A 20,766-nucleotide genomic window follows, 5' to 3' on the forward strand; every position below is an offset into this window, starting at 1 on the left:
TCAATAGCCCGACACGCCGCCCATGGCGCGCCCGGAGGGCGGCGCCGGCGTATCGGCGGCAAAGCAGTACAGCCGGCCCGCCCCGCCCGTGGCCTTGAGGGCGTCCATGCCGCAGCCGCGCGAAGCATGCGAGGAGTTCCATGACTTGGCCGCGGCGCTGTCGTCCAGCCCCATACGGTCATGGTGGCCTACCAGTGCCGAGCCGGCGCCGTCATGCGTCCAGTTGCCACAGGTGGTGTCGCCGGCGGCGGCGGAGGCTCGGCCATCGGGCAGCGAGCCGGTCAGGATGTCGTGCATGTTGACCGCATCGCCCCGTCCACTGAGCACCTCGCCCTTCTCCGTCAGCGCGGTCTGCTTGCTGATGTGGTTGGCGCCGTGCAGTTCCTCTACGTTGCGGGCGATCAGCACGCCCTTGGCGTTGTACCAGGGGCCGGTGCCGATACGGTCGCGCGCGTTGACCGGCGGGCCTGCGACCGTGGCCACCGTGCTCAGGTAGGCCCGCCAGGTGCGCGCACCGGCGCCCACGCCGCTCGCCAGCGCCTGGCAGTAGCGGTCAGCCCCTTCGATGCCCCCCAGATCGCCTCCGCGCCCAGGATTGCCGCTGGTGACAAAAAACCCCATGGCATGGGACCCGGCATCGCCCGGGGCCTGCGCGGACATGGGCGCGCAGGCAGCCAGCACGGCTGCGGCAGACAGCACGACCGGCAAGGTGGGATACGGCATGGCATGTCCCCTCGGAGTTTGCGAGAAGTGCAGGCTACGCCAAGAAATGGGAGGATTCAAGCGCCGCCCCGTGCGCGTCTTCCGGCACACGCGGCGGCGCGCGCGATGCTCACGGCCTCAGAGCCGCTCCACCGTAGGCTCGCGCTCCATCAGGCGGGCCACGGCGTCGGTTGCGCGCAGCCGGCCGTCGAGCAGCGCCAGCACGCATTCGGCGATCGGCATCTCCACGCCCGCAGCGCGCGCGCGCTGCACCACGGTGCGGGCGCTGTACACCCCCTCGGCCACGTGTCCCAGCGAATCGACCGCCTGCTGCAGGCTCTTGCCCTCGGCCAGCAGCAGGCCCACGCGGCGGTTGCGCGAGAGGTCGCCCGTGGCGGTCAGCACCAGGTCGCCCAGGCCCGACAGGCCCATGAAGGTATCGGGCCGCGCACCCAGGGCCAGGCCCAGGCGGGTCATCTCGGCCAGACCGCGCGTGATCAGGGCCGCGCGCGCGTTCAGGCCCAGCTGCAGGCCGTCGCACAGGCCCGTGGCGATGGCCAGCACGTTCTTGACCGCGCCGCCCACCTCCACGCCCACGATGTCCTCGCTGGCGTAGACGCGCAGCGCGGGGCCGTGGAAGGCCGCCACGAGCGCATCGCGCACGCGGGCGTGGCGGCTCGCGGCGACGAGGGCGCTGGGCTGCCCGCGCGCCACCTCCTGGGCGAAGCTCGGGCCGCTGAAGGCGCCGCTGGCCAGCTGCGGCGCCACTTCGGCGCAGACTTCGTGGGCCATCAGGCCCGTGTCCGCCTCGAAGCCCTTGCACAGCCAGGCGATGGGCGCGGCGCAGTCCCGCAGCAGCAGCAGCATGCCGCGCAGCGCCGCCATGGGCGTGCCGATGATGACGAGTTCCGCCTGGTCCGCGAGCGCGCGGGCCTCGCCCGCCTGCACCCGCAGGCTGGGCGGGAATGCCAGGCCGGGCAGATAGCGCTGGTTGCTGCGCGCGGCCTGCATGCCGGCGGCCTGCTGCGCGTCCCGCGCCCACAGGGTCACGTCATGGCCGGCCGCGTGCGCGGCGGCGCTCATGGCCATGGCCGTGCCCCAGGCGCCGGCGCCGAGGACTACGATTTTCATAGCTTATCGCGCTTGCTACGCGGGCACTGGAGGCCAAAAACACCTCCAATCACCCGATGCACCGGCTTACTGCGTGGCGCCGTTGCCCGCTTCGGCCGCGGCGGCCTGCTGCTGCTCGTACATGGCCTGGAAGTTGATTTCCGCCAGGTGCACGGGCGGGAAGCCCGCGCGCGTGATGGTGTCGGCCACGTTGCCGCGCAGGTAGGGGTAGATGATCTGCGGGCAGGCGATGCCCACGATGGCGCCCATCTGCTCCTCGGGCACGTTGCGGATCTCGAAGATGCCGGCCTGCTTGGCCTCGACCAGGAACACGGTCTTGTCCTTGATCTTGGTCTGCACGGTGGCCGTCACGGCGACCTCGAAGATGCCCTCGGCGACGGGCGTGGCCTGGACGCCGAGCTGGATGTCCACGCTGGGCTGCTCCTGTTCGAGCAGGATGGCGGGGGAGTTGGGCTGCTCCAGCGACAGGTCCTTCAGGTACACGCGCTGGATCTGGAACACGGGGGTTTCTTCGGTGGCCATGGTCTCGGTCTTTCGGTCAAAACAAAGCCCGCCCGGGAAAGGCTCCCGCAGCGGGCAACTTGGGACGCATTATGCAACGCCCGTGTGATGCATCGGGCCGGCCAAGTCAGGCGCCCAGCAGTGGCATCAGGCCGCCGCGGCCGTCCAGCGCCGCGAGGTCGTCGTACCCGCCCACATGGGTGCCGCCAATGAAGATCTGCGGCACGGTGCGCCGGCCGGTGATCTCCATCATGTGCAGGCGCGCCGCCGGGTCGGCATCCACGCGGATCTCCTCGATCTGCTCCACGCCCCTGGACTTGAGCAGCTGCTTGGCGCGGATGCAGTAGGGGCAGACGGCGGTGGTGTACATCTTCACGGCTTGCATGGCAAGGCGACCTTTCGGCGGAATACGGGAAACAAAGAGTGCGGATGGCGCCGGATCAGGCCTTTTCCACCGGCATGCTGGCTTCGCGCCAGGCCGACAGGCCGCCGGCCAGGGCCTGCGCCTTGTCGTAGCCCAGGCCCTTGGCGATACCCACCGCGCGCGAGGCGCGGCCGCCCTTGGCGCACACCATGATGACCGGCACGGCCTTGTTCTTGGCGACCTGGGGCAGGCGCTCCTGCAGCTGTCCCAGGGGAATGTTCCTGGCGCCGCCCACGTGGCCCGCGGCGAATTCCTCGGGCTCGCACACGTCGATGACGATCGCCTTCTCGCGGTTGATGAGCTGCACGGCCTGCGCCGCGCTCAGCGAGCCGGCCCCCGCGCCCTTGAGCACGGGCATCAGGAGCATGACGCCCGAGGCCAGCGCGAGGAAGATCAAATACCAGTTGTCGAGGATGAAGTTCACGGGGATCCTTGGACGGAAGCAAAGCACGTGATTCTAGAATGACGGGTTTTGACCTGAACGCCCTAGGGACACCATGCACAAACTCGTTCTGATCCGCCACGGCGAATCCACGTGGAATCTCGAAAACCGCTTCACCGGCTGGACCGACGTGGATCTGACCGAAACCGGCATCGAACAGGCCAAGAACGCCGGCCGCCTGCTCAGGGCCGAGGGCTACGAGTTCGACCTGGCCTACACCAGCGTCCTGAAGCGCGCCACGCGCACGCTGTGGCACTGCCTGGACGAGATGGACCGCACCTGGCTGCCCGTGGAGCACAGCTGGCGCCTGAACGAGCGCCACTACGGCGCGCTGCAGGGCCTGAACAAGGCCGACATGGCCAAGCAGTACGGCGACGCGCAGGTGCTGGTGTGGCGCCGCAGCTACGACACGCCCCCCCCTGCCCTGGAGCCCACCGACCCGCGCTGCGAGCGCGGCGACATCCGCTACGCGGGCCTGCCCCCCGGGCAGGTGCCGCTGACCGAGTGCCTCAAGGACACGGTGGCGCGCGTGCTGCCTTACTGGAACGAGTCCATCGCGCCGACGATCCGCTCGGGCAAGCGCGTGCTGATCGCCGCGCACGGCAACTCCATCCGCGCGCTGGTCAAGTACCTGGACGGCATCTCCGACCAGGACATCGTGGGGCTGAACATCCCCAACGGCATTCCGCTGGTGTACGAGCTGGACGCGCAGCTCAAGCCCCTGCGCAGCTACTACCTGGGCGACGCCGAGGCCGCCGCCAAGGCCGCCGCCGCCGTGGCCGCGCAGGGCAAGGCCTGAGCCTAAAAAATAGGCAAAAGCGCGGGAACTGCCCGCAGCCGTGCACTTCCAAGGTGTATATTGGTTTGAAGCGGTAAAGGTGTTTTATGGGCCACAAACTGAAAATTGCGGGATGGATATCGGTCGGCATCGTGGCCGGGGCCCTCACCACGGTATCGCTGCAAACCGTGGCGCGCGGCGCGATGGCGCCGCTGCCGCTGGAAGAGATCCAGCAGCTGTCGGCCGTGTTCGGCCTGATCAAGACCGACTACGTGGAGCCGGTCGATGACAAGAAACTCATCACCGACGCCATCGCCGGCATGGTCTCCAGCCTGGACCCGCATTCGCAGTATTTCGACAAGAAGTCCTTCAAGGAATTCCGCGAGGGCACGACGGGCCGCTTCGTGGGCGTGGGCATAGAGATCACCCAGGAGGACGGCCTGATCAAGATCGTCTCGCCCATCGAAGGCTCGCCCGCCGACCGCGCGGGCCTCAAGACCAACGACCTGATCACCAAGATCGACGACACGGCCGTCAAGGGCCTGTCGCTCAACGAGGCCGTCAAGCGCATGCGCGGCGAGCCCAACACCAAGGTCACGCTGACCATCCTGCGCAAGGACGAGAGCCGGAGCTTTCCCGTGACCATCACGCGCGAGGAGATCAAGACCCAGTCGGTCAAGGCCAAGGTCATCGAGCCCGGCTACGCCTGGGTCCGCCTGTCGCAGTTCCAGGAGCGCACGGTGGACGACTTCGTGCGCAAGGTGGAAGAGGTCTACAAGCAGGAGCCGCGCCTGAAGGGCCTGGTGCTGGACCTGCGCAACGACCCGGGCGGCCTGCTCGACGCGGCCGTGGCCGTGTCCGCCGCCTTCCTGCCCGAGAACGTGACGGTGGTCTCCACCAACGGCCAGCTGGCCGAGAGCAAGGCCACGTTCAAGGCCTCGCCCGAGTTCTACCAGCGCCGCGGCAGCGGCGACCCGCTCAAGCGCCTGCCCGCCGCCATCAAGACCGTGCCGCTGGTGGTGCTGGTCAACGAGGGCTCGGCCTCGGCCAGCGAGATCGTGGCCGGCGCGCTGCAGGACCACAGGCGCGCCACCATCATGGGCAGCCAGACCTTCGGCAAGGGCTCGGTGCAGACCGTGCGCCCGCTCGGCCCCGACACGGGCATCAAGCTGACCACGGCGCGCTACTACACGCCCAGCGGCAAGTCGATCCAGGCCAAGGGCATCGTGCCCGACGTCATGCTCGACGAAACGGCCGAGGGCGACGTCTACGCCTCGCTGCGCATGCGCGAGGCCGACCTGGAGAAGCACCTGACCAGCGGCCAGGGCGAGGAGGTCAAGGACGCCGCGCGCGAGAAGGCCCGCGAGGAAGCCCGCAAGCGCCTGGAGGAAGAGTCCAAGAAGCCCATCGCCGAGCGCAAGCTGCCCGAATTCGGCTCCGACAAGGACTTCCAGCTGCTCCAGGCGCTGAACCAGCTCAAGGGGCACACGGTGGTGGCCAGCAAGACGCTGACCGAGCGCAAGGAAGAGAAGAAGGACAACTGACACCCGCTCTCCCTCCACCCAGGCCGGGCCTCATGCGGAGCCCGGCCTTTTTCACGCCCGCCACGCCATGAACGACGACCAACTCCTGCGCTACTCGCGCCATATCCTGCTCGACGAGATCGGCATCGAGGGGCAGGAGCGCATCCTGGCCGCGCACGTGCTGATCGTGGGCGCCGGCGGCCTGGGCTCGCCGGCGGCGCTGTTCCTGGGCTCGGCCGGCGTGGGGCGCCTCACGCTGGTGGACGACGACGTGGTGGACCTGACCAACCTGCAGCGCCAGATCGCCCACACCACCGAGCGCGTGGGCCAGTCCAAGGTCGAGTCCGCGGCCCAGGCCGTGCGCGCCATCAACCCCCTGGTCAGCGTGCACGCCCTGCGCCAGCGCGTGGACGCGCAGGCGCTCGACCCGCTCGTGGCCCAGGCGGACGTAGTGCTCGACTGCACCGACAACTACCGCACGCGCCAGGCCATCAACGCGGCCTGCGTGCGCGGCGCCAGGCCGCTGGTGGCCGGCGCCGCGATCCGCTTCGACGGCCAGATCTCGGTCTACGACCCGCGCCGGGGCGACACGCCCTGCTACGCCTGCCTGTTCCCGCCCGGCGCCCGGTTCGACGAGGTCGCCTGCTCCACCATGGGCGTGTTCGCCCCCATGGTGGGCATCATCGGCACCATGCAGGCCGCCGAGGCACTCAAGCTCATCGCCGGGGTGGGCACATCGCTGGCGGGGCGCCTCCTGATGCTCGACGGGCGCGACATGCAATGGACCGAGATGCGCACGGAGCGCGACCCCGCCTGCCCCGTCTGCGGCGCGCGGCACGCGCAGGCCGGGTAGGAATGCACCTACGATGGCAGCGCGCAGCTGCTGGCACCATGGCACGCCCCGCCCTCTTACAGTAGCTTCCCTGGCCCCCTTACAACGGGCCGGACTGGAACCCCTCGTGAAACTGCGCACCTACATCGTCGAAGACAACGCCACCATCCGCGAGAACCTGATCGGAACCCTGGAAGAGCTGGCCGAGGTGCAGGCGGTCGGGATCGCCGAGACGGAGGACGAAGGCAAGCAGTGGCTCACCGCGCACGCCTCGCAGTGGGACCTGGCCATCGTCGATCTGTTCCTGCGCCAGGGCAGCGGCCTGGGCGTGCTGGCCGCATGCCGCGACCGCGCGAGCGAGCAGAAGATGGTGGTGCTCAGCAACTACGCCACGCCCGACGTGCGCATGCGCTGCGCGCAGCTCGGCGTGGACGCGGTGTTCGACAAGTCCAACGAGATCGATGCGCTGGTGGACTACTGCATCGTGCATGGCACGCAGCGCGCGGCGGCCTCCGGCGCCCCGGCCGGCGCAGCCGCCGGCCCGCCGGTCAATCGATCAGCCTGTTCTTGAGCGCGTAATAGGTCAGGTCGCTGTTGGACGACAGCCCCATCTTCTCCATGAGCCTGGTGCGGTAGGTGCTCACGGTCTTGACGCTGAGCGACAGGGACTTGGCGATGTCCCCGGCCGTCTCGCCCCGGGCCAGCTTGAGGAACACCTGGAACTCGCGCTCCGACAGCTGCTCGTGCGGCGGCGCATCGTCCTTGCGGTTGAGCTGCTGGGCCAGCAGTTCGGCCACGGCCGGCGTCAGATAGCGGCGCCCCAGGGCGATGGCGCGGATGGCCTCGACGATCTCCTTGGGCTCGCATTCCTTGTTGAGGTAGCCGCTCGCGCCCTGGCGGATCAGGTTGATGGCGTAATGCTCCTCCGGGTAGCCGCTCAGGATCAGGATGCCCATGTCCGGCGCCTTGGCGCGCAGCATGGCCAGCGCATCCAGGCCGCTTTGCCCGGGCATGGACAGGTCCATCACCAGCACGTCGATCTCCTGCGCGCGCACCAGGTCGATGGCCTCGCGGCCGTTCGCGGCCTCGCCCACCACGCGCAGGTCCACGTGCTCGGAGAAAAACTGCCGCAGACCGGAGCGCACTATCGCGTGGTCATCCACAATGCCGATCTTGATCATCTAGCCCTCTTTCAGGATTGCCGGACGCGGTGCCAACCATGGCACCTCAGTAACGTTACAGGGCGATGATATGCAAATTCGGCCCACCACCCCCCTGGAGAAGCTTGAACATGATCTGGTCCCGCTTGCGCAAGATGGCCATCAGCCTGCCGGCAGCCCTGCTGGCGGTGGTCCTGCTGGTCGGCATCAACGAGACCGGGTACATGCGCTCGCACGATGCCGTCGGGGACCTGGCCCGCTCGCACGCCACGCGCACCGCGCTGGACCGGCTGCTGCAGAACATGCTGAACGCCGAGACCGGCCTGCGCGGCTACCTGCTGACCGGGGATGACCGCTACCTGCAGCCCTACAACGAGGCCGTGGCCACGATCAACTCCAACCTCGACGAGCTGCGCCAGACCTACCAGCGGCTGCCGCAGGACCAGGCCGACTTCACGCAGCTGTCGCAGCAGATCGCGCGCAAGCTCTCCGAGCTGGACCTGAGCCTGAACCTGCGGCGCCAGAACAACGACGACGCCTGGAAGTTCGTTCTGTCCACCGACGTGGGCAAGGACAACATGGACGCCATACGCGCCATTGCCGCCCGCCTGGTCGAGCGCAGCGCGCAGCAGGCGCAGGGCAGCACGCAGGAAATCCTGCACTCCCTGATGCTCTCGCGCATCGGCATCGCCACCGTGGCCGTGATCGGCCTGCTGGCCTTCTACATGTACCTGCGCCAGACCAATGCGCTGCAGGAGGCCAACGAGCGCGAGCAAGAGGTGCTGGCGCGCGAGCGCGACCGCCTGGAGCAGCTGGTGCGCGAGCGCACGGCCTCGCTGTCGGCACTGGCCAACCACCTGCAGCAGGTGCGCGAGGACGAACGCGCGCACCTCGCGCGCGAACTGCACGACGAGCTCGGCGCGCTGCTCACGGCCGCTAAGCTGGACGTGGCCCGGCTCAAGTCCAGGATCGACATGCAGGTGCCCGAGCATGCCGAGCGCATCCAGCACCTCACGGAAACGCTCAACAACGGCATCGCCCTCAAGCGCCGCATCATCGAGAACCTGCGCCCGTCCTCGCTGTCCAACCTGGGCCTGACGGCCTCGCTGGAAATCCTGACGCGCGACTTCGCCCAGAGCAGCAACGTGCAGGTGGAGACCAGCCTGGAGGAGGTCCCCCTGTCCGACACGGCGCAGCTCACCGTCTACCGCCTGGTGCAGGAGTCGCTCACCAACATCGGCAAGTACGCCAACGCCCGCAAGGTGCTGGTGTGCGTGCACAACCACACCAACCACGTCTCGGTGCAGGTACGCGACGACGGCGCGGGCTTCGACACCGCGCGCATCCGCGCCGACGCCCATGGACTGCTGGGCATGCGCCACCGGGTCGAGGCCGCGGGCGGGAGTCTCACCGTGAGTTCCACCCCCGGCGAGGGCACCCTGGTCAGCGCCGTGCTGCCCCACCGGATCGCCTGAGCCGGTTCGGCGGCGTCCTACACCAGCGCACGCCCGCCACCTGCCCCCGCGCTGCGGCTGTCGCACTTAGAGTGCAGGCATGCGCTCCGGCGCATGCACGAACCGCGCGGCGCCATGCGCCCGCGCACCAAAGGAGTCGCTCATGTTGCACTACGCAGTGGTATTCCTGGTCATCGCCCTGGTGGCCGCGGTCTTCGGCTTCGGCGGCATCGCCGCAGGCGCCGTGGGCATCGCCAAGATCCTGTTCTTCGTCTTCGTGATCATGGCCGTGGTGAGCTTCGTCATCGGCCTGCTCAAGAAGAACTGAACCCGCATCGTTCGCAGGCAGACGCCTGCGCCTCGCATCTTCCATGAAAGGACGCATTCGTGACAGTTCAGACCACGACCCAAAAGGCATTGGACACCGCGCACCAGGCCGCGGACGACATCCTCGACGGCACCAGCGACGCCGTGCAGTCCGCACGCGACATGGCCAACCGCTCGCTGGACAAGGCCTATCGCCGCGTACGCCACCTGCGCCAGGATGTGGACCCGCTGATAGACGACATCGCGGCCAAGGCCCAGGACCTCGCCAGCCGCGGCATCGCCTACTGCGCCCACACCGGCGAACAGGCCCGCCGCCAGTTCCGGCAGGCGGCCGATACCACCACCCGCTACGTAACCTACAAACCCGGCACGTCGCTGCTGATCGCCGCGGCCGCCGGCGCAGCCTTCGCCACCGCCATAATGCTGGCGCGCCGCAGCGGCAGCGAACGGCACTGAGAGTCGTGATGGCGGCAGCCTTGCCCGCCACGGCACTTCAACCCCGTGCGGCCATCGGAGGGTGCAACAGGCCGCAAGGGATTTTTCCAAGCACCCGAGTCGTCACAGCACAAACCTAAAGGACATCAGCATGAAGAAATACACCAGTGCCATCGCCTTCGCCCTGCTGGCGGGCGTCACCCTTCTCTCCACCGGCTGCGCGGTGGTGCGCGACCAGCAGACCGTGGGCTCGTATGTGGACGACGCGGCCATCACCACCGCGGTGAAGGCCAAGATGGCCGAAGACAAGAGCGTGTCGGCGGCGGCCATCAGCGTGGAGACGCTCAACGGCACGGTGCAGTTGTCGGGCTTTGCCAAGTCGCAGGCCGAAAAAGACCGCGCCGAGTCCATCGCACGCAACACCAAGCATGTGCGCGACGTGCGCAACAGCATCGTCGTGCGCCCCTGATCGCGCGGCCCCATCCAAAACGCGCCGCCCGTGCCAGGGCGGCGCGTTTTTCATTGCCGGGCCGTCCCAGGATGAAAAGCGGCCCCCTTGGGGGGGCGGCGACCCGCGCAGCGGTGGAGCGTGGGGGCTATTTTTTCATGCCTTGCCGAGCTTGGCGCGCAGGCGCTGCAGCACGGAGGGCGAAACGAACTGCGCCACGTCGCCGCCCAGCGTGGCGATCTCGCGCACCAGCGTGCTGCTGATGAACTGGTACTGGCTGCTGGGGGTCAGGAACACGGTCTCGATCTGCGGCACCAGTGCGCGGTTCATGCCGGCGAGCTGGAATTCGTAGTCGAAGTCCGTGCCCGAGCGCAGGCCGCGCACCATGGCCGTGCCGCCGCGCGCGGCCGTGAATTCGGTCACCAGCCCCTCGAAGGGCTCGACCTGCACCTGGGGGCAGTCGCGCAGCGCCTCGCGCGCCATGTCCATGCGCTCGTCCAGGCTGAACAGGGTCTTCTTGTGGTGCGCGATGGCCACGGCCACGATGACGCGGTCGAACAGCTGCGCCGCGCGGCGCACCAGGTCTTCATGGCCCAGCGTGATGGGATCGAAGGTCCCGGGATAAACGGCAACTACATGCGCCATGGCGTCAAGTCTCCTGGTCGATGGCGCCCGGCGCGGGCCCCCAGGGGCGGATTATGCAGTGCCGCGGTACGTGCGGCGTTTTCAAGCAAAAATGGCCTCCAGCGCTTATCTGGCAAGCGCTGGCAGCTCACATATCCGTAGCGTTTTGCCGCGGGCGCAGCAGGTGGGCATGCACGGCGCCGGCCTTCAGGTGGCGGTGCAGCGCCAGGCCCAGGGGGGCCAGCTGCTCATCGGTCCAGGTGGCGGGCGCCTCCAGGTAGATGAAGCCGTCCTGCGCCACGGCCCGGGCGGCGGCCTGCAGGGCGGGGGCGAACAGCGCGCCGTCGAACGGCGGGTCGATGAGCAGCAGGTCCATGCTGGCGGGCTGGCACTGGCGCAGCGCGGCCACGCCGTCGCCGCGCTGCACGCGCACGGCGCCCGCCTGCAGGCGCTGGCGCAGGGTTTCGAGCTGCGCGGCCAGGCCGGCGTCGCCCTCGACCAGCAGCACGCTGGCGGCGCCGCGCGAGGCGGCCTCCAGCCCCAGGGCGCCCGTGCCGGCGAAGGCGTCCAGGCAGCGCCAACCCGCGAGGTCCTGGCCCAGCCAGTTGAACAGGGTCTCGCGCACGCGGTCGGGCGTGGGGCGCAGGCCGGGCTTGTCGGCCACGGGCAGGCGCGTGCGCTTCCACCGGCCGCCGATGATGCGCACCTCGCCCGCCGCCTTGGCCGGCGCGCGGCTCAAGGCTGGCCCCCGACGACGACGGTCACCATGCGCGCGGGCTGGAGCTTGCGCTGGAAGGCGGCGCGGATGTCGGCCACCGTGAGGGCCTGGACGCGGTCGGTCCAATGCTCCAGGTAGTCCAGCGGCAGCCCGTTCCAGGCGATGTTGACCACGTTGGCCAGCAGCTTGCGGTTGCTGTCGATGCGCAGCGCGAAGCCGCCGATGAGGTTGTCCTTGGCAGCGCGCAGCTCGGCCTCGGTCGGGCCTTCCTCCACGAAGCGCGTGATCACGTCGCGCGTGACCCGCACGGCCTGCGCGGCCTGGTCGGGCCGCGTCTGCAGGCCGACCACGAAGGCGCCGGCGTTCAGGCCGGGCGAGAAACTGCTGCCCACGCTGTAGGAGAGGCCGCGCTTCTCGCGCACCTCGTTGGTCAGGCGCGAGGTGAAGCCCCCGCCGCCCAGGATGTGGTTGCCCACCAGCAGCGCGAGGAAGTCCGGGTCGCGCCGCACGAAGCCCGGCTGGCCGATGAGCACGTGGGCCTGGGCCGATGCAAACGGGATGTCCTCCTGCGCCGCCTTTTCGAGCGGCTGCACCTCGGGCACGGCGGGCAGCGGCGCGCAGTCGGCGGGCGGCGGCGCGGGCAGGCGCGACAGCAGGGCCTGCACCAGCTGCTGCGCCTGCGCGCGCGTGAGCGCACCCACGATGCTCACGCGCGCGCGGCAGGCCTGCAGGTAGCGCGCGTGGAAGGCCTGCAGGTCGGCCGCTTCGATGTTCGCCAGCGTCTGCGCCGTGGCGCGCTGGCCGTAGGGGTGGCCGCCGTAGACGGCGGCGGCGAAGGCCTTGGCGGCCACGGTGCCGGGGCGGGTGTCGGCTTCCTTGATGGCCGCGTCCCAGCGCGCGCGCTCGCGCTGCCACACGTTCTGCGTGAAGCTGGGCTGGCCCAGCTGGCGCGCGGCCAGGCGCGCGGCGCGCTCCAGCAGGTCGGGCTCGGTCAGCGAGCGCAGCGAGAACACCAGGCCGTCGCGCTCGGCACCGGCCTCCAGGCTCGCGCCCAGGTCGGCCCAGGCCTCGCCCAGGTCGTTCTCGTCCAGCGCGGGCTCGTCCGCGCCGCCGGCCGCCACGCCCTTGGAGCTCATGAGCGCGGCGGCCGCGGCCAGGCCGGCCTGCGGCGCGGGGTCGCGGCGCGCGCCGGCGTCGAAGTCCACCTGCACGTCCACCATGGGGATGGCCGGGCTCTCGACCAGCCAGACGCGCGCGCCGCTGGGCTCGGTCCAGTGCTGGATCGGCAGCAGGGCCCAGGCGTTGTTCATATAAAAAACGGCTCCAGCGCTTGCCAGCAAAGCGCGAGCAGCTATCGTTTTGATGATCTTGTTCATATGCGGGACTCGCTCAGTGCATGCGCCCGCCGGTGGCCGGCGCGGGGGCGGCGCGCCTGGCGCCGTTGGCCGCGGGCTGGGGCAGGAGCGTGGCCACGGTGAGCTGGTCGTCGCCGAAGTAGCGCGCGGCCACGGACTGCACCTGCTCGGGCGTCACGGCGCGCAGCAGCTTCAGCAGGCGCTGGTCCGCATCCAGCGGCAGGCCCTGCACCCAGTTGCTTCCCAGGTCGCTGGCCTGGCTGTAGAGCGAATCGCGCGCGTAGATGTTGGAGGCCGCCCACTGCGTTTTCACGCGCGAGAGCTCGGCCTCGCTCACGCCCTCGCGCGCCACGCGGGCGATCTCGGCGCGCAGCGCGTCCTCGACTTGGCTGGAGGTCTTGCCCGCGGCGGGCACGCCCGTCATCAGGAACAGCGAGGGGCCGCGGCCGAAGACGGAGGCCTGGCTGTCGGCGGCGTCGGCCACGCGGTCGGCCCCTTGCGTGAGCGCGCGCTCCAGGCGCGCGCCGTCGTAGCCGCTGAGCACGGCCGACAGCACCAGCAGCGCCAGGCCGTCGCGGTCGCTGTCGCCCATGTCCTCGATGCGCGAGATGCCCGGCACGTGGAAGGCCAGGGCCACGTAGGCCTGCTCGGCCGGCGCCTTGAAGTCGATGCGGCGCAGGCCCTGCTGCACGGGCTCGGTGCGCGGCTTGCGCGCCGGCACGGCGCGCGGGGGGATGGCACCGTAGGTCTTCTGGGCCAGGGCCAGCACCTTGGCCGGGTCCACGTCGCCCGCCACCACCACGGCGGCGTTGCGCGGCACGTACCACCGGCGGTGGAACTGGCGCACGTCGGCCGGCGTCATGGCGTCCAGGTCGCTCATCCAGCCCACCACCGGGCGGCGGTAGGGCGATGCGATGAAGGTGCTGGCGTACAGCTGCTCGATGAGCGCGGCGCGCGGCTGGTCCTCGGTGCGCATGCGGCGCTCCTCCTTGACCACCTCGATCTCCCTGGTGAACTCGGCATCCGGCCACTGGTTGTGGGCGAACCGGTCGGCCTCCAGCCGCATCACGTCGGCGAGCCGGCTGGCCGGGATCTGCTGGTAGTAGCCCGTGTAGTCGCGGCTGGTGAAGGCGTTCTCCTGCCCGCCCAGCGCCGCCACGCGGCGCGAGAACTCGCCCGGCGGCAGCTTCTTCGTGCCCTTGAACATCATGTGCTCGAGCGCGTGCGCCACGCCCGAGGTGCCATCGACCTCGTCCATGGCGCCCACGCGCACCCAGACCATGTGCACCGCCGTGGGCGCGCGCCGGTCGGGCTGCACGATGAGCTGCATGCCGTTTCTCAGGGTGAATTGCTGCGCCCCCGTGGCCGTGGCGGCCGATGGCGCGATGGCGGGAGGAACCGGTGCGGTCTGCGCCCCCGCATGCAGGCAGGCCAGCAGGCCCAAAAGGGTGATAGCGCGTTTCATAGAATGGCTGCGATTCTAAGAACCCGCCAATGTTCAGTTTTTTCAAGAAGAAATCCCCCTCCCCCGCCGAGCCCTCCAGCGCGCCGGCGCCGGACACCGCCAGCCCCCCCGAGGCCGCCACGGCCGACACGCCCGCGGGCGGCGGCGCGCTCGGCTGGCTGCGCAAGTCCTTCGGCGCACAGGACACCGCCGCGCCGCAGGCCGCGCCTGCGGCGCACGAGGCCCCGCCCGCCGTGCCCGAGCCCGCCCCCAAGCCCGAGGGCGCGCGCCAGGGCTGGATGGAGCGCCTCAAGTCCGGCCTGCGCAAGACCGGCGGCAGCATCGCCACCGTCTTCACGGGCACGCAGATCAACGACGCGCTGTACGAGGAGCTCGAAGATGCCCTGCTCATGGCCGACACCGGCGTGAAGGCCACGCAGCACCTGCTCGCCGACCTCAAGCGCCGCGTGAAGGAAACCAAGACCACCGAGCCCGCCGCCGTCAAGGCCCTGCTGGCCGACGCGCTGACCGACCTGCTGCGCCCGCTGGAAAAGCCCCTGGTGATCGGCGAGCACACACCCACCGTGATCATGGTGGCCGGCGTGAACGGCGCGGGCAAGACCACCTCCATCGGCAAGCTCACCAGGCACCTTGCCGACCACGGCGAGAGCGTGCTGCTGGCCGCGGCCGACACCTTCCGCGCCGCGGCGCGCGAGCAGCTGGGCGTCTGGGCCACGCGCAACACGGTGGAGATCGTGAGCCAGGAAGGGGGCGATCCCGCCGCCGTGAGTTTCGACGCGGTGAACGCCGGGCGCGCGCGCGGCAAGGACGTGGTGCTGGTGGATACGGCCGGGCGCCTGCCCACGCAGCTGCACCTGATGGAGGAGCTCAGGAAGATCAGGCGCGTCGTGACCAAGGCCGACGCGACGGCCCCGCACGAGGTGCTGCTGGTGATCGACGGCAACACCGGCCAGAACGCCCTGGCCCAGGTGCGCGCATTCGACGACGCGCTCTCGCTCACCGGCCTCATCGTCACCAAGCTCGACGGCACGGCCAAGGGCGGCGTGCTGGCCGCCATCGCGCAGGAGCGGCCCGTGCCCGTCTACTTCATCGGCGTGGGCGAGAAGGTGGAAGACCTGGAGACCTTCAACGCGCGCGAGTTCGCGCAGGCGCTGCTGGCCTGACGAAGGGGCGGCTTTTCAGTCCTGCCGACGGGCCGCCAGCTGCCACAGCGACTCGGCCACGGCGGCCATCTCGGCATGCTGGCGGTACAGGCGTATCTCCACGGGAATGTTCCAGGCCTCGGGGCCCGCGGCCACCAGGGCGCCGCGCTGCAGCTCCTGCGCGATCAATGACTCGGGCAGCCAGGCGATGCCCCGGCCCTCCAGCGCCATGGTCTTGAGCAGCACGGCGTGGTGGGCCGTGAAGACCTCCTCCAGCTCGCCCGGCTCGGCCGTGCGCACGCCGGGCTGCTGCGCGAAGGCGCGCAGCTGGGCGCGCACGATGCGCCCCAGGCCCGAGGCCTCGCTGTAGGCCAGCATGGGCACCGGCGGCGGCAGGCCGATGGCGTGCAGCGCCCGCCCGCGCGTGCCGTCCGGGTGGGGAGCGCTGACCGGGCGCAGCACGTCGCGCCCCAGCCGCAGCATGGGGTAGCGGGCCTCGTCCAGCCGCCCCGGCACGGCCGCGTGGCCGTGGCACAGCACGAACTGCACGCGGCGCTGGAGCATCAGTTCCTCGCAGGCGCGCGAGCTGTCCGACATGGTCTGGATGGGCCCCAGGCGCAGTTGCGACTCCATGTCCGCCAGCCAGGGCGGGAAGAAGGTCAGCGACAGCACGTGCGTCGCCGCGAAGCGCAGGCTGGCCGCAGCCTGGTCGTGGGCCGCGCGCGCCTTGATGCGGGCGGCCTCCAGGCTGGCCACCACCGCCTCCAGCAGGGGCAGGAAGCGCTGGCCCGCGGCCGTCAGCGCGGCGGGATGGGCGCTGCGGTCGAACAGGTCTACCCCCACCCATTCCTCCAGCGCCCGGATGTGGCGGCTGAACGCAGGCTGGGCGATCGCGCGCGCCTCGGCCGCGCGGGAGAAGCTGCCGCATTCGGCCAGTGCCAGGAAGTCCTCCAGCCATTCCAGATCGAGGGGGCGGTTGCCAGGTCCCATGGTGTTGCGTGCAGCGCGATAGATGTATGCGTTTCGAGTATTGGACCGTGTCCGGCCCGCGGGAAATGATGCGGCCCATCGTTCATCCCCTCATCCCAACCATCGGAGACTGTACATGCCTTCCATCGCCAACTACCGCGGGGTCATCCCCGCCATCTCCTGCCCCTTCACGCCGGACCACCGCATCGACGAGCCTGCGCTGCGCAGGCTGGCCTCCTGGCTCGCCGGCCACGACGGCGTGGTGGCCGTGATGACCAACGGCCACACAGGCGAGGTCTTCTCGCTCACGCCCGCCGAGCGCGCCGAGGTCACGCGCATCGTGGCCGACGAGCTCAAGGGCCGGCTGCCCGTGATCTCCTCCATCGTCTGCGAGGGCCTGGCCGACGCGGCCGAGCACGCCCGCGCCGCCCAGGCCGCGGGCGCCGTGGTGCTCGACGTGATGCCGCCCCACCACTGGCTGCGCTTCGGCTTCACGCCGGGCCATGCGCTGCAGTACTTCGAGGCCATCCACCGGGCCGCGCCGCAGCTGGACTTGGTGTGCCACGTCTACCCGGCCTGGACCCGCGCGTCGTACTCCTCGCAGCTGCTGGCGGATCTGGCCCGACTGCCCTACGTGCAGGCCTTCAAGGTGGGCCAGCGCGACATGAACAAGTACGCCCGCGACATCCAGGCCATCCGCGAGGCCGACGCCTCCAAGGCCATCCTGACCTGCCACGACGAGTACCTGCTGGCCTCCATGGTGCAGGGCGTGGACGGCGCGCTGGTGGGCTTCGCCACCTTCATCCCCCAGCTCATCATCGACCTGTGGAACGCCGTGAAGGCCGGCGACCTGAAGAAGGCCATGCAGGTGCAGGCCGTGATCACGCCGCTCAAGGACGCCGTCTACGGCGGCGGCGAGCCCACAGGCGAGGCCCATGCCCGCATGAAGGCCGGCATGTACCTGGCGGGCGTGATCGGCGACGCCACCGTGCGCCCGCCCACCGAGGCGCCCAGCGCCCAGGAGCTGGCCGCCCTGCGCGCGGCCGTCCGGCAGGCCAGCCTGCTGCAGCGCTGACCCCGTGAAGAGACAGACAGGAGACAAGACCATGCACCGCAGCCACTTCCTGCGCGCCGGCCTCGGCGCCGCGATCCTGGCCCTGGCGGGCCACGCCGCCGCCCAGACCTATCCCGCCAAGCCCGTGCGGATGGTCATCCCCTTCCCGCCCGGCGGCACGCTGGACGCCGTGGGCCGCATGCTGGCCCAGAAGCTGGGCGAGCAGATGGGCCAGCCCTTCGTGGTCGAGAACAAGCCCGGCGGCAACGGCGTGATCGGCGCCGACATCGTGGCCAAGGCGCCGGCGGACGGCTACACGCTGCTGTTCAACGCCTCGACCTTCACCACGGCGCCCATGACCATGAAATCCGTGCCCTACAGCGTGACCCGGGACTTCGCGCCCGTGGCCCTGGTGGCCAAGGCGCCGCTGTCGGTCGCCATCAACAAGAACCTGCCCATTACCGACATCAGGTCGCTCATCGCGCACGCCAGGGCCCACCCCGGCAAGATGACCTTCGCCGTGGGCTCCATCGGCTCGGCCGGCCACCTGTCCACCGAGCTGCTCAAGCGCGCCGGCCAGATCGACTACCTGGTTGTGCCCTACAAGGGCACGGCCCCGGCCTTCCAGGACTTGATAGGCGGCCAGATCGACGGCTTCATCGACCCCATCCTGGGCTCGCTGCAGTACCACAAGAGCGGCATGCTGCGGGTGGTGGCCGTGACATCAGCCCAGCGCGCGGCCAGCCTGCCCGACGTGCCCACGGTGGCCGAGACCATCCCCGGCTACGAGTTCTACAGCTGGTACGGCCTGTGGGCGCCAGCCAAGGCGGCGCCCGAGATCGTGCAGCGGCTCAACGCCGAGGTGAACAAGGCCCTGGCGGGCGGCATGAAGGAGCGCCTGCAGGAGCAGGGCCTGCTGCTGTCGCCGGGCAGCGCCGAGGACTTCGCCAGGTTCCAGCGCAGCGACATGGAGCGCGCCCAGAAGATCGTGACCGAAGGGGGCATCCGTGTCGAATGAGCCTCGCCCCCGCCAGGCCGTGGTGACCGGCAGCAGCAGCGGCATCGGCCGGGCCATCGCCCAGGCGCTGCTGGACGACGGCTGGCACGTCACCGGCCTGGACGTGGCGCCGCCCACGCTGCGGCAGCCCGGCTTCACGCCCCTGGCCGTGGACCTGGCCGACGGCCCCGCCCTGGAGCGCGCGGCCGCCGGCCTGCAGGGCGCAGACGCCCTGGTCCACGCGGCCGGTGTGCTGCGCGTGGGCCCGCTGGGCCGGCTGGACGCGGCGGCCGGCGCCCTCATGTGGCAGCTGCACGTGGACGCCGCCACCCGCCTGGCCAACGCCCTGGTGCCCGCCATGGCGGACCGGTGCCGGGGACGCGTGGTCTTCATCGGCAGCCGCGTGGCCCAGGGCCTGCCGGGGCGCGGCCAGTACGCGGCCACCAAGGCCGCGCTGGTCGCCCTGGCGCGCAGCTGGGCCGTGGAGGTGGCGCCGCGCGGCGTGACCGTGAACGTGGTCTCGCCCGGCGCCACGGCCACGGCCATGCTGCGGGACCCCGCCCGCGCCGCCAGCGCGCCGCGCCTGCCGCCCATCGGCCGCCTGGTCGAGCCGGCCGAGATCGCCGCCCTGGTCGCCTACCTGCTGTCGCCCCCAGCCGCAGCCATCACCGGCCAGGAGCTGCGCATCTGCGGCGGCGCGTCGCTGGCGCAGTGAACCCCATCCCTACTTCCGAAGCACCATGAAAATCGTCAACATCCTCGAGTCGACCCGCCCCATCAAATCGGACATCCGCAACGCGTACATCGACTTCTCCAAGATGACGCTGAGCCTGGTGGCCGTGGTCACCGACGTCGTGCGCGACGGCCGGCCCGTGGTCGGCTACGGCTTCAACTCCAACGGCCGCTACGGCCAGGGCGCGCTGATGCGCGAGCGCTTCATCCCCCGCGTGCTGGAGGCCGACCCGGCCAGCCTGCTGGACGAGACCGGCGAGAACCTGGACCCGCACAGGATCTGGGCGCGCATGATGACCAACGAGAAACCGGGCGGCCACGGCGAGCGCTCCGTGGCCGTGGGCACCATCGACATGGCCGTGTGGGACGCCGTCGCCAAGATCGCCGGCAAGCCCCTGTTCCAGCTGCTCGCCGAGCGCTACGGCACGGGCACGCCCAACCCCCGGGTGTTCGTCTACGCGGCCGGCGGCTACTACTACCCGGGCAAGGGGCTGGACGGCCTGCGCCAGGAAATGGAGGGCTACCTGGCGCGCGGCTACTCGGTGGTCAAGATGAAGATCGGCGGCGCCAGCCTGGCCGAAGACTGCGAGCGCATCGAATCCGTGCTCAAGATCCTGGGCCCGGGCCAGCAGCTGGCCGTGGACGCCAACGGCCGCTTCGACCTGCAGACCGCCCTCGACTACGGCAAGGCCCTGTCGCAGTACCCGCTGTTCTGGTACGAGGAGGCGGGCGACCCGCTGGACTACGAGCTTCAGGCCCGGCTGGGCGAGGCGTATGCCGGCCCCCTGGCCACGGGCGAGAACCTGTTTTCCATGCAGGACGCGCGCAACCTCATCCGCCACGGCGGCATGCGCCCCGACCGCGACTGGCTGCAGTTCGACTGCGCGCTCAGCTACGGTCTGGTCGAATACCTGCGCACGCTGGACATGCTGAAGGCGCACGGCTGGTCGCCCAGCCGCTGCATCCCGCACGGCGGGCACCAGATGTCGCTGGCGATCGCGGCCGGCCTGGGCCTGGGCGGCAACGAGAGCTACCCTGACCTGTTCCAGCCCTACGGGGGCTTCCCCGACGGCGTGAAGGTGGACAACGGCCACGTGACCCTGCCGCCCCTGCCGGGCATCGGCTTCGAGGGCAAGGCCGACCTGATCCGCGAGATGCGCGCCCTGGCCGCGTGAGGGGCGGCGGCGCGTCAGCCGTCCACCTGCTGCGCCACCCACTGCGCGTAGCCGGCCTCGGCCTGCACCGTGTGGGTGAGCAGCTGCGGCACCTCGTAGGGGTGCTGCACCCGCAGCCACGCGAGCAGCGCGGGCACGGCGGCGGGCAGCGTCTTGCACACCAGGCGCCATTCCGCGTCCTCGTGCTGCGCGCCCTGCCAGACGTAGTGCGAGGCGATGGCCTCCACCTGCACGCAGGCGGCCAGCCGCGCCCGCACGGCGCCGGCGGCCAGCCGCCGCGCATCGGCCGCGCTGGCCACGGTGGTGGTCACGACGGCGACCGGGCAAGAAGGCGTGGGGGTGCTGTGCATGGCCGGAGTCTGGCACAGCATCGCGTGC

Annotated in this window: 25 protein-coding genes; 13 read left to right on the forward strand and 12 right to left on the reverse strand. The window is 70.5% G+C overall.

Features of this window, described 5'->3' with window-relative positions; translation table 11 throughout:
• From ACX12L_RS01885 to ACX12L_RS01905, 5 genes are all read right to left on the reverse strand, one after another.
• Positions 1–723 carry a hypothetical protein gene (locus tag ACX12L_RS01885; protein WP_459261053.1) on the reverse strand — a complete coding sequence of 241 codons (723 nt, stop codon included), beginning with the start codon at positions 721–723 and terminating at the stop codon, positions 1–3.
• 117 nt (positions 724–840) lie between these two features.
• On the reverse strand, positions 841–1,833 hold the full coding sequence (locus ACX12L_RS01890) for an NAD(P)H-dependent glycerol-3-phosphate dehydrogenase (RefSeq protein ID WP_459261054.1): 993 nt from the start codon (positions 1,831–1,833) through the stop codon (positions 841–843).
• Positions 1,834–1,899: 66 nt separating this feature from the next.
• A complete protein-coding gene (secB, locus tag ACX12L_RS01895; protein WP_013520235.1) occupies positions 1,900–2,355 on the reverse strand; it encodes a protein-export chaperone SecB in 456 nt (151 codons plus the stop codon).
• A gap of 106 nt (positions 2,356–2,461) precedes the next feature.
• A complete protein-coding gene (gene grxC, locus ACX12L_RS01900; protein ID WP_459261055.1) occupies positions 2,462–2,719 on the reverse strand; it encodes a glutaredoxin 3 in 258 nt (85 codons plus the stop codon).
• Positions 2,720–2,774: 55 nt separating this feature from the next.
• The gene (locus ACX12L_RS01905; RefSeq protein ID WP_459261056.1) at positions 2,775–3,182 is read right to left on the reverse strand and encodes a rhodanese-like domain-containing protein; all 408 of its coding nucleotides are present in this window, start codon (positions 3,180–3,182) and stop codon (positions 2,775–2,777) included.
• Between the two features lie 73 nt (positions 3,183–3,255).
• Here ACX12L_RS01905 and gpmA point away from each other — a divergent pair, with 73 nt between their 5' ends.
• The 4 genes from gpmA to ACX12L_RS01925 all read left to right on the forward strand — a co-directional run bounded on the left by gpmA (position 3,256) and on the right by ACX12L_RS01925 (position 6,904).
• Positions 3,256–3,999, forward strand: a complete 744-nt coding sequence (gene gpmA, locus ACX12L_RS01910; RefSeq protein WP_459261057.1) for a 2,3-diphosphoglycerate-dependent phosphoglycerate mutase — start codon at positions 3,256–3,258, stop codon at positions 3,997–3,999.
• Between the two features lie 86 nt (positions 4,000–4,085).
• A complete protein-coding gene (locus ACX12L_RS01915) occupies positions 4,086–5,522 on the forward strand; it encodes a S41 family peptidase (RefSeq protein WP_459261058.1) in 1,437 nt (478 codons plus the stop codon).
• A gap of 67 nt (positions 5,523–5,589) precedes the next feature.
• Positions 5,590–6,354 (forward strand): HesA/MoeB/ThiF family protein, encoded by a 765-nt coding sequence (locus ACX12L_RS01920; protein ID WP_459261059.1) that lies wholly within the window; start codon positions 5,590–5,592, stop codon positions 6,352–6,354.
• Between the two features lie 106 nt (positions 6,355–6,460).
• Positions 6,461–6,904 carry a response regulator gene (locus tag ACX12L_RS01925; RefSeq protein WP_459261060.1) on the forward strand — a complete coding sequence of 148 codons (444 nt, stop codon included), beginning with the start codon at positions 6,461–6,463 and terminating at the stop codon, positions 6,902–6,904.
• On the opposite strand, the gene ACX12L_RS01930 is transcribed toward ACX12L_RS01925, so the two are convergent.
• Positions 6,882–7,514, reverse strand: a complete 633-nt coding sequence (locus tag ACX12L_RS01930; protein WP_459261061.1) for a response regulator — start codon at positions 7,512–7,514, stop codon at positions 6,882–6,884. The genes ACX12L_RS01925 and ACX12L_RS01930 overlap by 23 nt on opposite strands.
• A 110-nt stretch (positions 7,515–7,624) precedes the next feature.
• Between ACX12L_RS01930 and ACX12L_RS01935 the strand changes: the two genes are divergently transcribed.
• The 4 genes from ACX12L_RS01935 to ACX12L_RS01950 all read left to right on the forward strand — a co-directional run bounded on the left by ACX12L_RS01935 (position 7,625) and on the right by ACX12L_RS01950 (position 10,178).
• Positions 7,625–8,968, forward strand: a complete 1,344-nt coding sequence (locus tag ACX12L_RS01935; RefSeq protein ID WP_459261062.1) for a sensor histidine kinase — start codon at positions 7,625–7,627, stop codon at positions 8,966–8,968.
• Between the two features lie 142 nt (positions 8,969–9,110).
• Positions 9,111–9,275, forward strand: coding sequence for a DUF1328 domain-containing protein (locus ACX12L_RS01940; RefSeq protein ID WP_459261063.1), 165 nt, complete (start codon positions 9,111–9,113; stop codon positions 9,273–9,275).
• Between the two features lie 59 nt (positions 9,276–9,334).
• Positions 9,335–9,730 (forward strand): hypothetical protein, encoded by a 396-nt coding sequence (locus ACX12L_RS01945; RefSeq protein ID WP_459261064.1) that lies wholly within the window; start codon positions 9,335–9,337, stop codon positions 9,728–9,730.
• A gap of 130 nt (positions 9,731–9,860) precedes the next feature.
• On the forward strand, positions 9,861–10,178 hold the full coding sequence (locus ACX12L_RS01950) for a BON domain-containing protein (protein ID WP_459261065.1): 318 nt from the start codon (positions 9,861–9,863) through the stop codon (positions 10,176–10,178).
• 135 nt (positions 10,179–10,313) lie between these two features.
• Here the strand turns inward: ACX12L_RS01950 and coaD are convergent, their stop codons facing one another.
• From coaD to ACX12L_RS01970, 4 genes are all read right to left on the reverse strand, one after another.
• Entirely contained in the window at positions 10,314–10,802 is a 489-nt protein-coding gene (gene coaD / locus ACX12L_RS01955; protein WP_459261066.1) for a pantetheine-phosphate adenylyltransferase, read from the reverse strand.
• A gap of 127 nt (positions 10,803–10,929) precedes the next feature.
• Positions 10,930–11,520 (reverse strand): 16S rRNA (guanine(966)-N(2))-methyltransferase RsmD, encoded by a 591-nt coding sequence (rsmD, locus tag ACX12L_RS01960; RefSeq protein WP_459261067.1) that lies wholly within the window; start codon positions 11,518–11,520, stop codon positions 10,930–10,932.
• Positions 11,517–12,875, reverse strand: coding sequence for a M16 family metallopeptidase (locus ACX12L_RS01965; protein WP_459261068.1), 1,359 nt, complete (start codon positions 12,873–12,875; stop codon positions 11,517–11,519). Before ACX12L_RS01965 ends, rsmD begins: the two co-directional genes overlap by 4 nt.
• A 13-nt stretch (positions 12,876–12,888) precedes the next feature.
• A complete protein-coding gene (locus ACX12L_RS01970) occupies positions 12,889–14,319 on the reverse strand; it encodes a M16 family metallopeptidase (RefSeq protein ID WP_459261069.1) in 1,431 nt (476 codons plus the stop codon).
• Positions 14,320–14,348: 29 nt separating this feature from the next.
• Here ACX12L_RS01970 and ftsY point away from each other — a divergent pair, with 29 nt between their 5' ends.
• Positions 14,349–15,482 (forward strand): signal recognition particle-docking protein FtsY, encoded by a 1,134-nt coding sequence (ftsY, locus tag ACX12L_RS01975; protein WP_459261070.1) that lies wholly within the window; start codon positions 14,349–14,351, stop codon positions 15,480–15,482.
• Between the two features lie 15 nt (positions 15,483–15,497).
• Here ftsY and ACX12L_RS01980 read toward each other — a convergent pair whose 3' ends face one another.
• A complete protein-coding gene (locus ACX12L_RS01980) occupies positions 15,498–16,451 on the reverse strand; it encodes a LysR family transcriptional regulator (protein WP_459261071.1) in 954 nt (317 codons plus the stop codon).
• A 115-nt stretch (positions 16,452–16,566) separates the two neighbouring features.
• On the opposite strand from ACX12L_RS01980, the gene ACX12L_RS01985 reads away from it, so the two are divergent.
• The 4 genes from ACX12L_RS01985 to ACX12L_RS02000 are packed head-to-tail and all read left to right on the forward strand — an operon-like array spanning position 16,567 to position 20,388.
• A complete protein-coding gene (locus ACX12L_RS01985) occupies positions 16,567–17,505 on the forward strand; it encodes a dihydrodipicolinate synthase family protein (RefSeq protein ID WP_459261072.1) in 939 nt (312 codons plus the stop codon).
• Between the two features lie 31 nt (positions 17,506–17,536).
• Entirely contained in the window at positions 17,537–18,502 is a 966-nt protein-coding gene (locus ACX12L_RS01990; protein WP_459261073.1) for a Bug family tripartite tricarboxylate transporter substrate binding protein, read from the forward strand.
• On the forward strand, positions 18,492–19,196 hold the full coding sequence (locus ACX12L_RS01995) for an SDR family NAD(P)-dependent oxidoreductase (RefSeq protein WP_459261074.1): 705 nt from the start codon (positions 18,492–18,494) through the stop codon (positions 19,194–19,196). The genes ACX12L_RS01990 and ACX12L_RS01995 overlap by 11 nt, the downstream gene beginning before the upstream one ends.
• Positions 19,197–19,221: 25 nt before the next feature.
• The gene (locus tag ACX12L_RS02000; protein ID WP_459261075.1) at positions 19,222–20,388 is read left to right on the forward strand and encodes a mandelate racemase/muconate lactonizing enzyme family protein; all 1,167 of its coding nucleotides are present in this window, start codon (positions 19,222–19,224) and stop codon (positions 20,386–20,388) included.
• A gap of 14 nt (positions 20,389–20,402) precedes the next feature.
• On the opposite strand, the gene cutA is transcribed toward ACX12L_RS02000, so the two are convergent.
• Positions 20,403–20,759 carry a divalent-cation tolerance protein CutA gene (cutA, locus tag ACX12L_RS02005; RefSeq protein WP_459261077.1) on the reverse strand — a complete coding sequence of 119 codons (357 nt, stop codon included), beginning with the start codon at positions 20,757–20,759 and terminating at the stop codon, positions 20,403–20,405.
• Between the last annotated feature and the right edge of the window lie 7 nt (positions 20,760–20,766).

This window comes from Alicycliphilus sp. T452 (genome assembly GCF_054512775.1).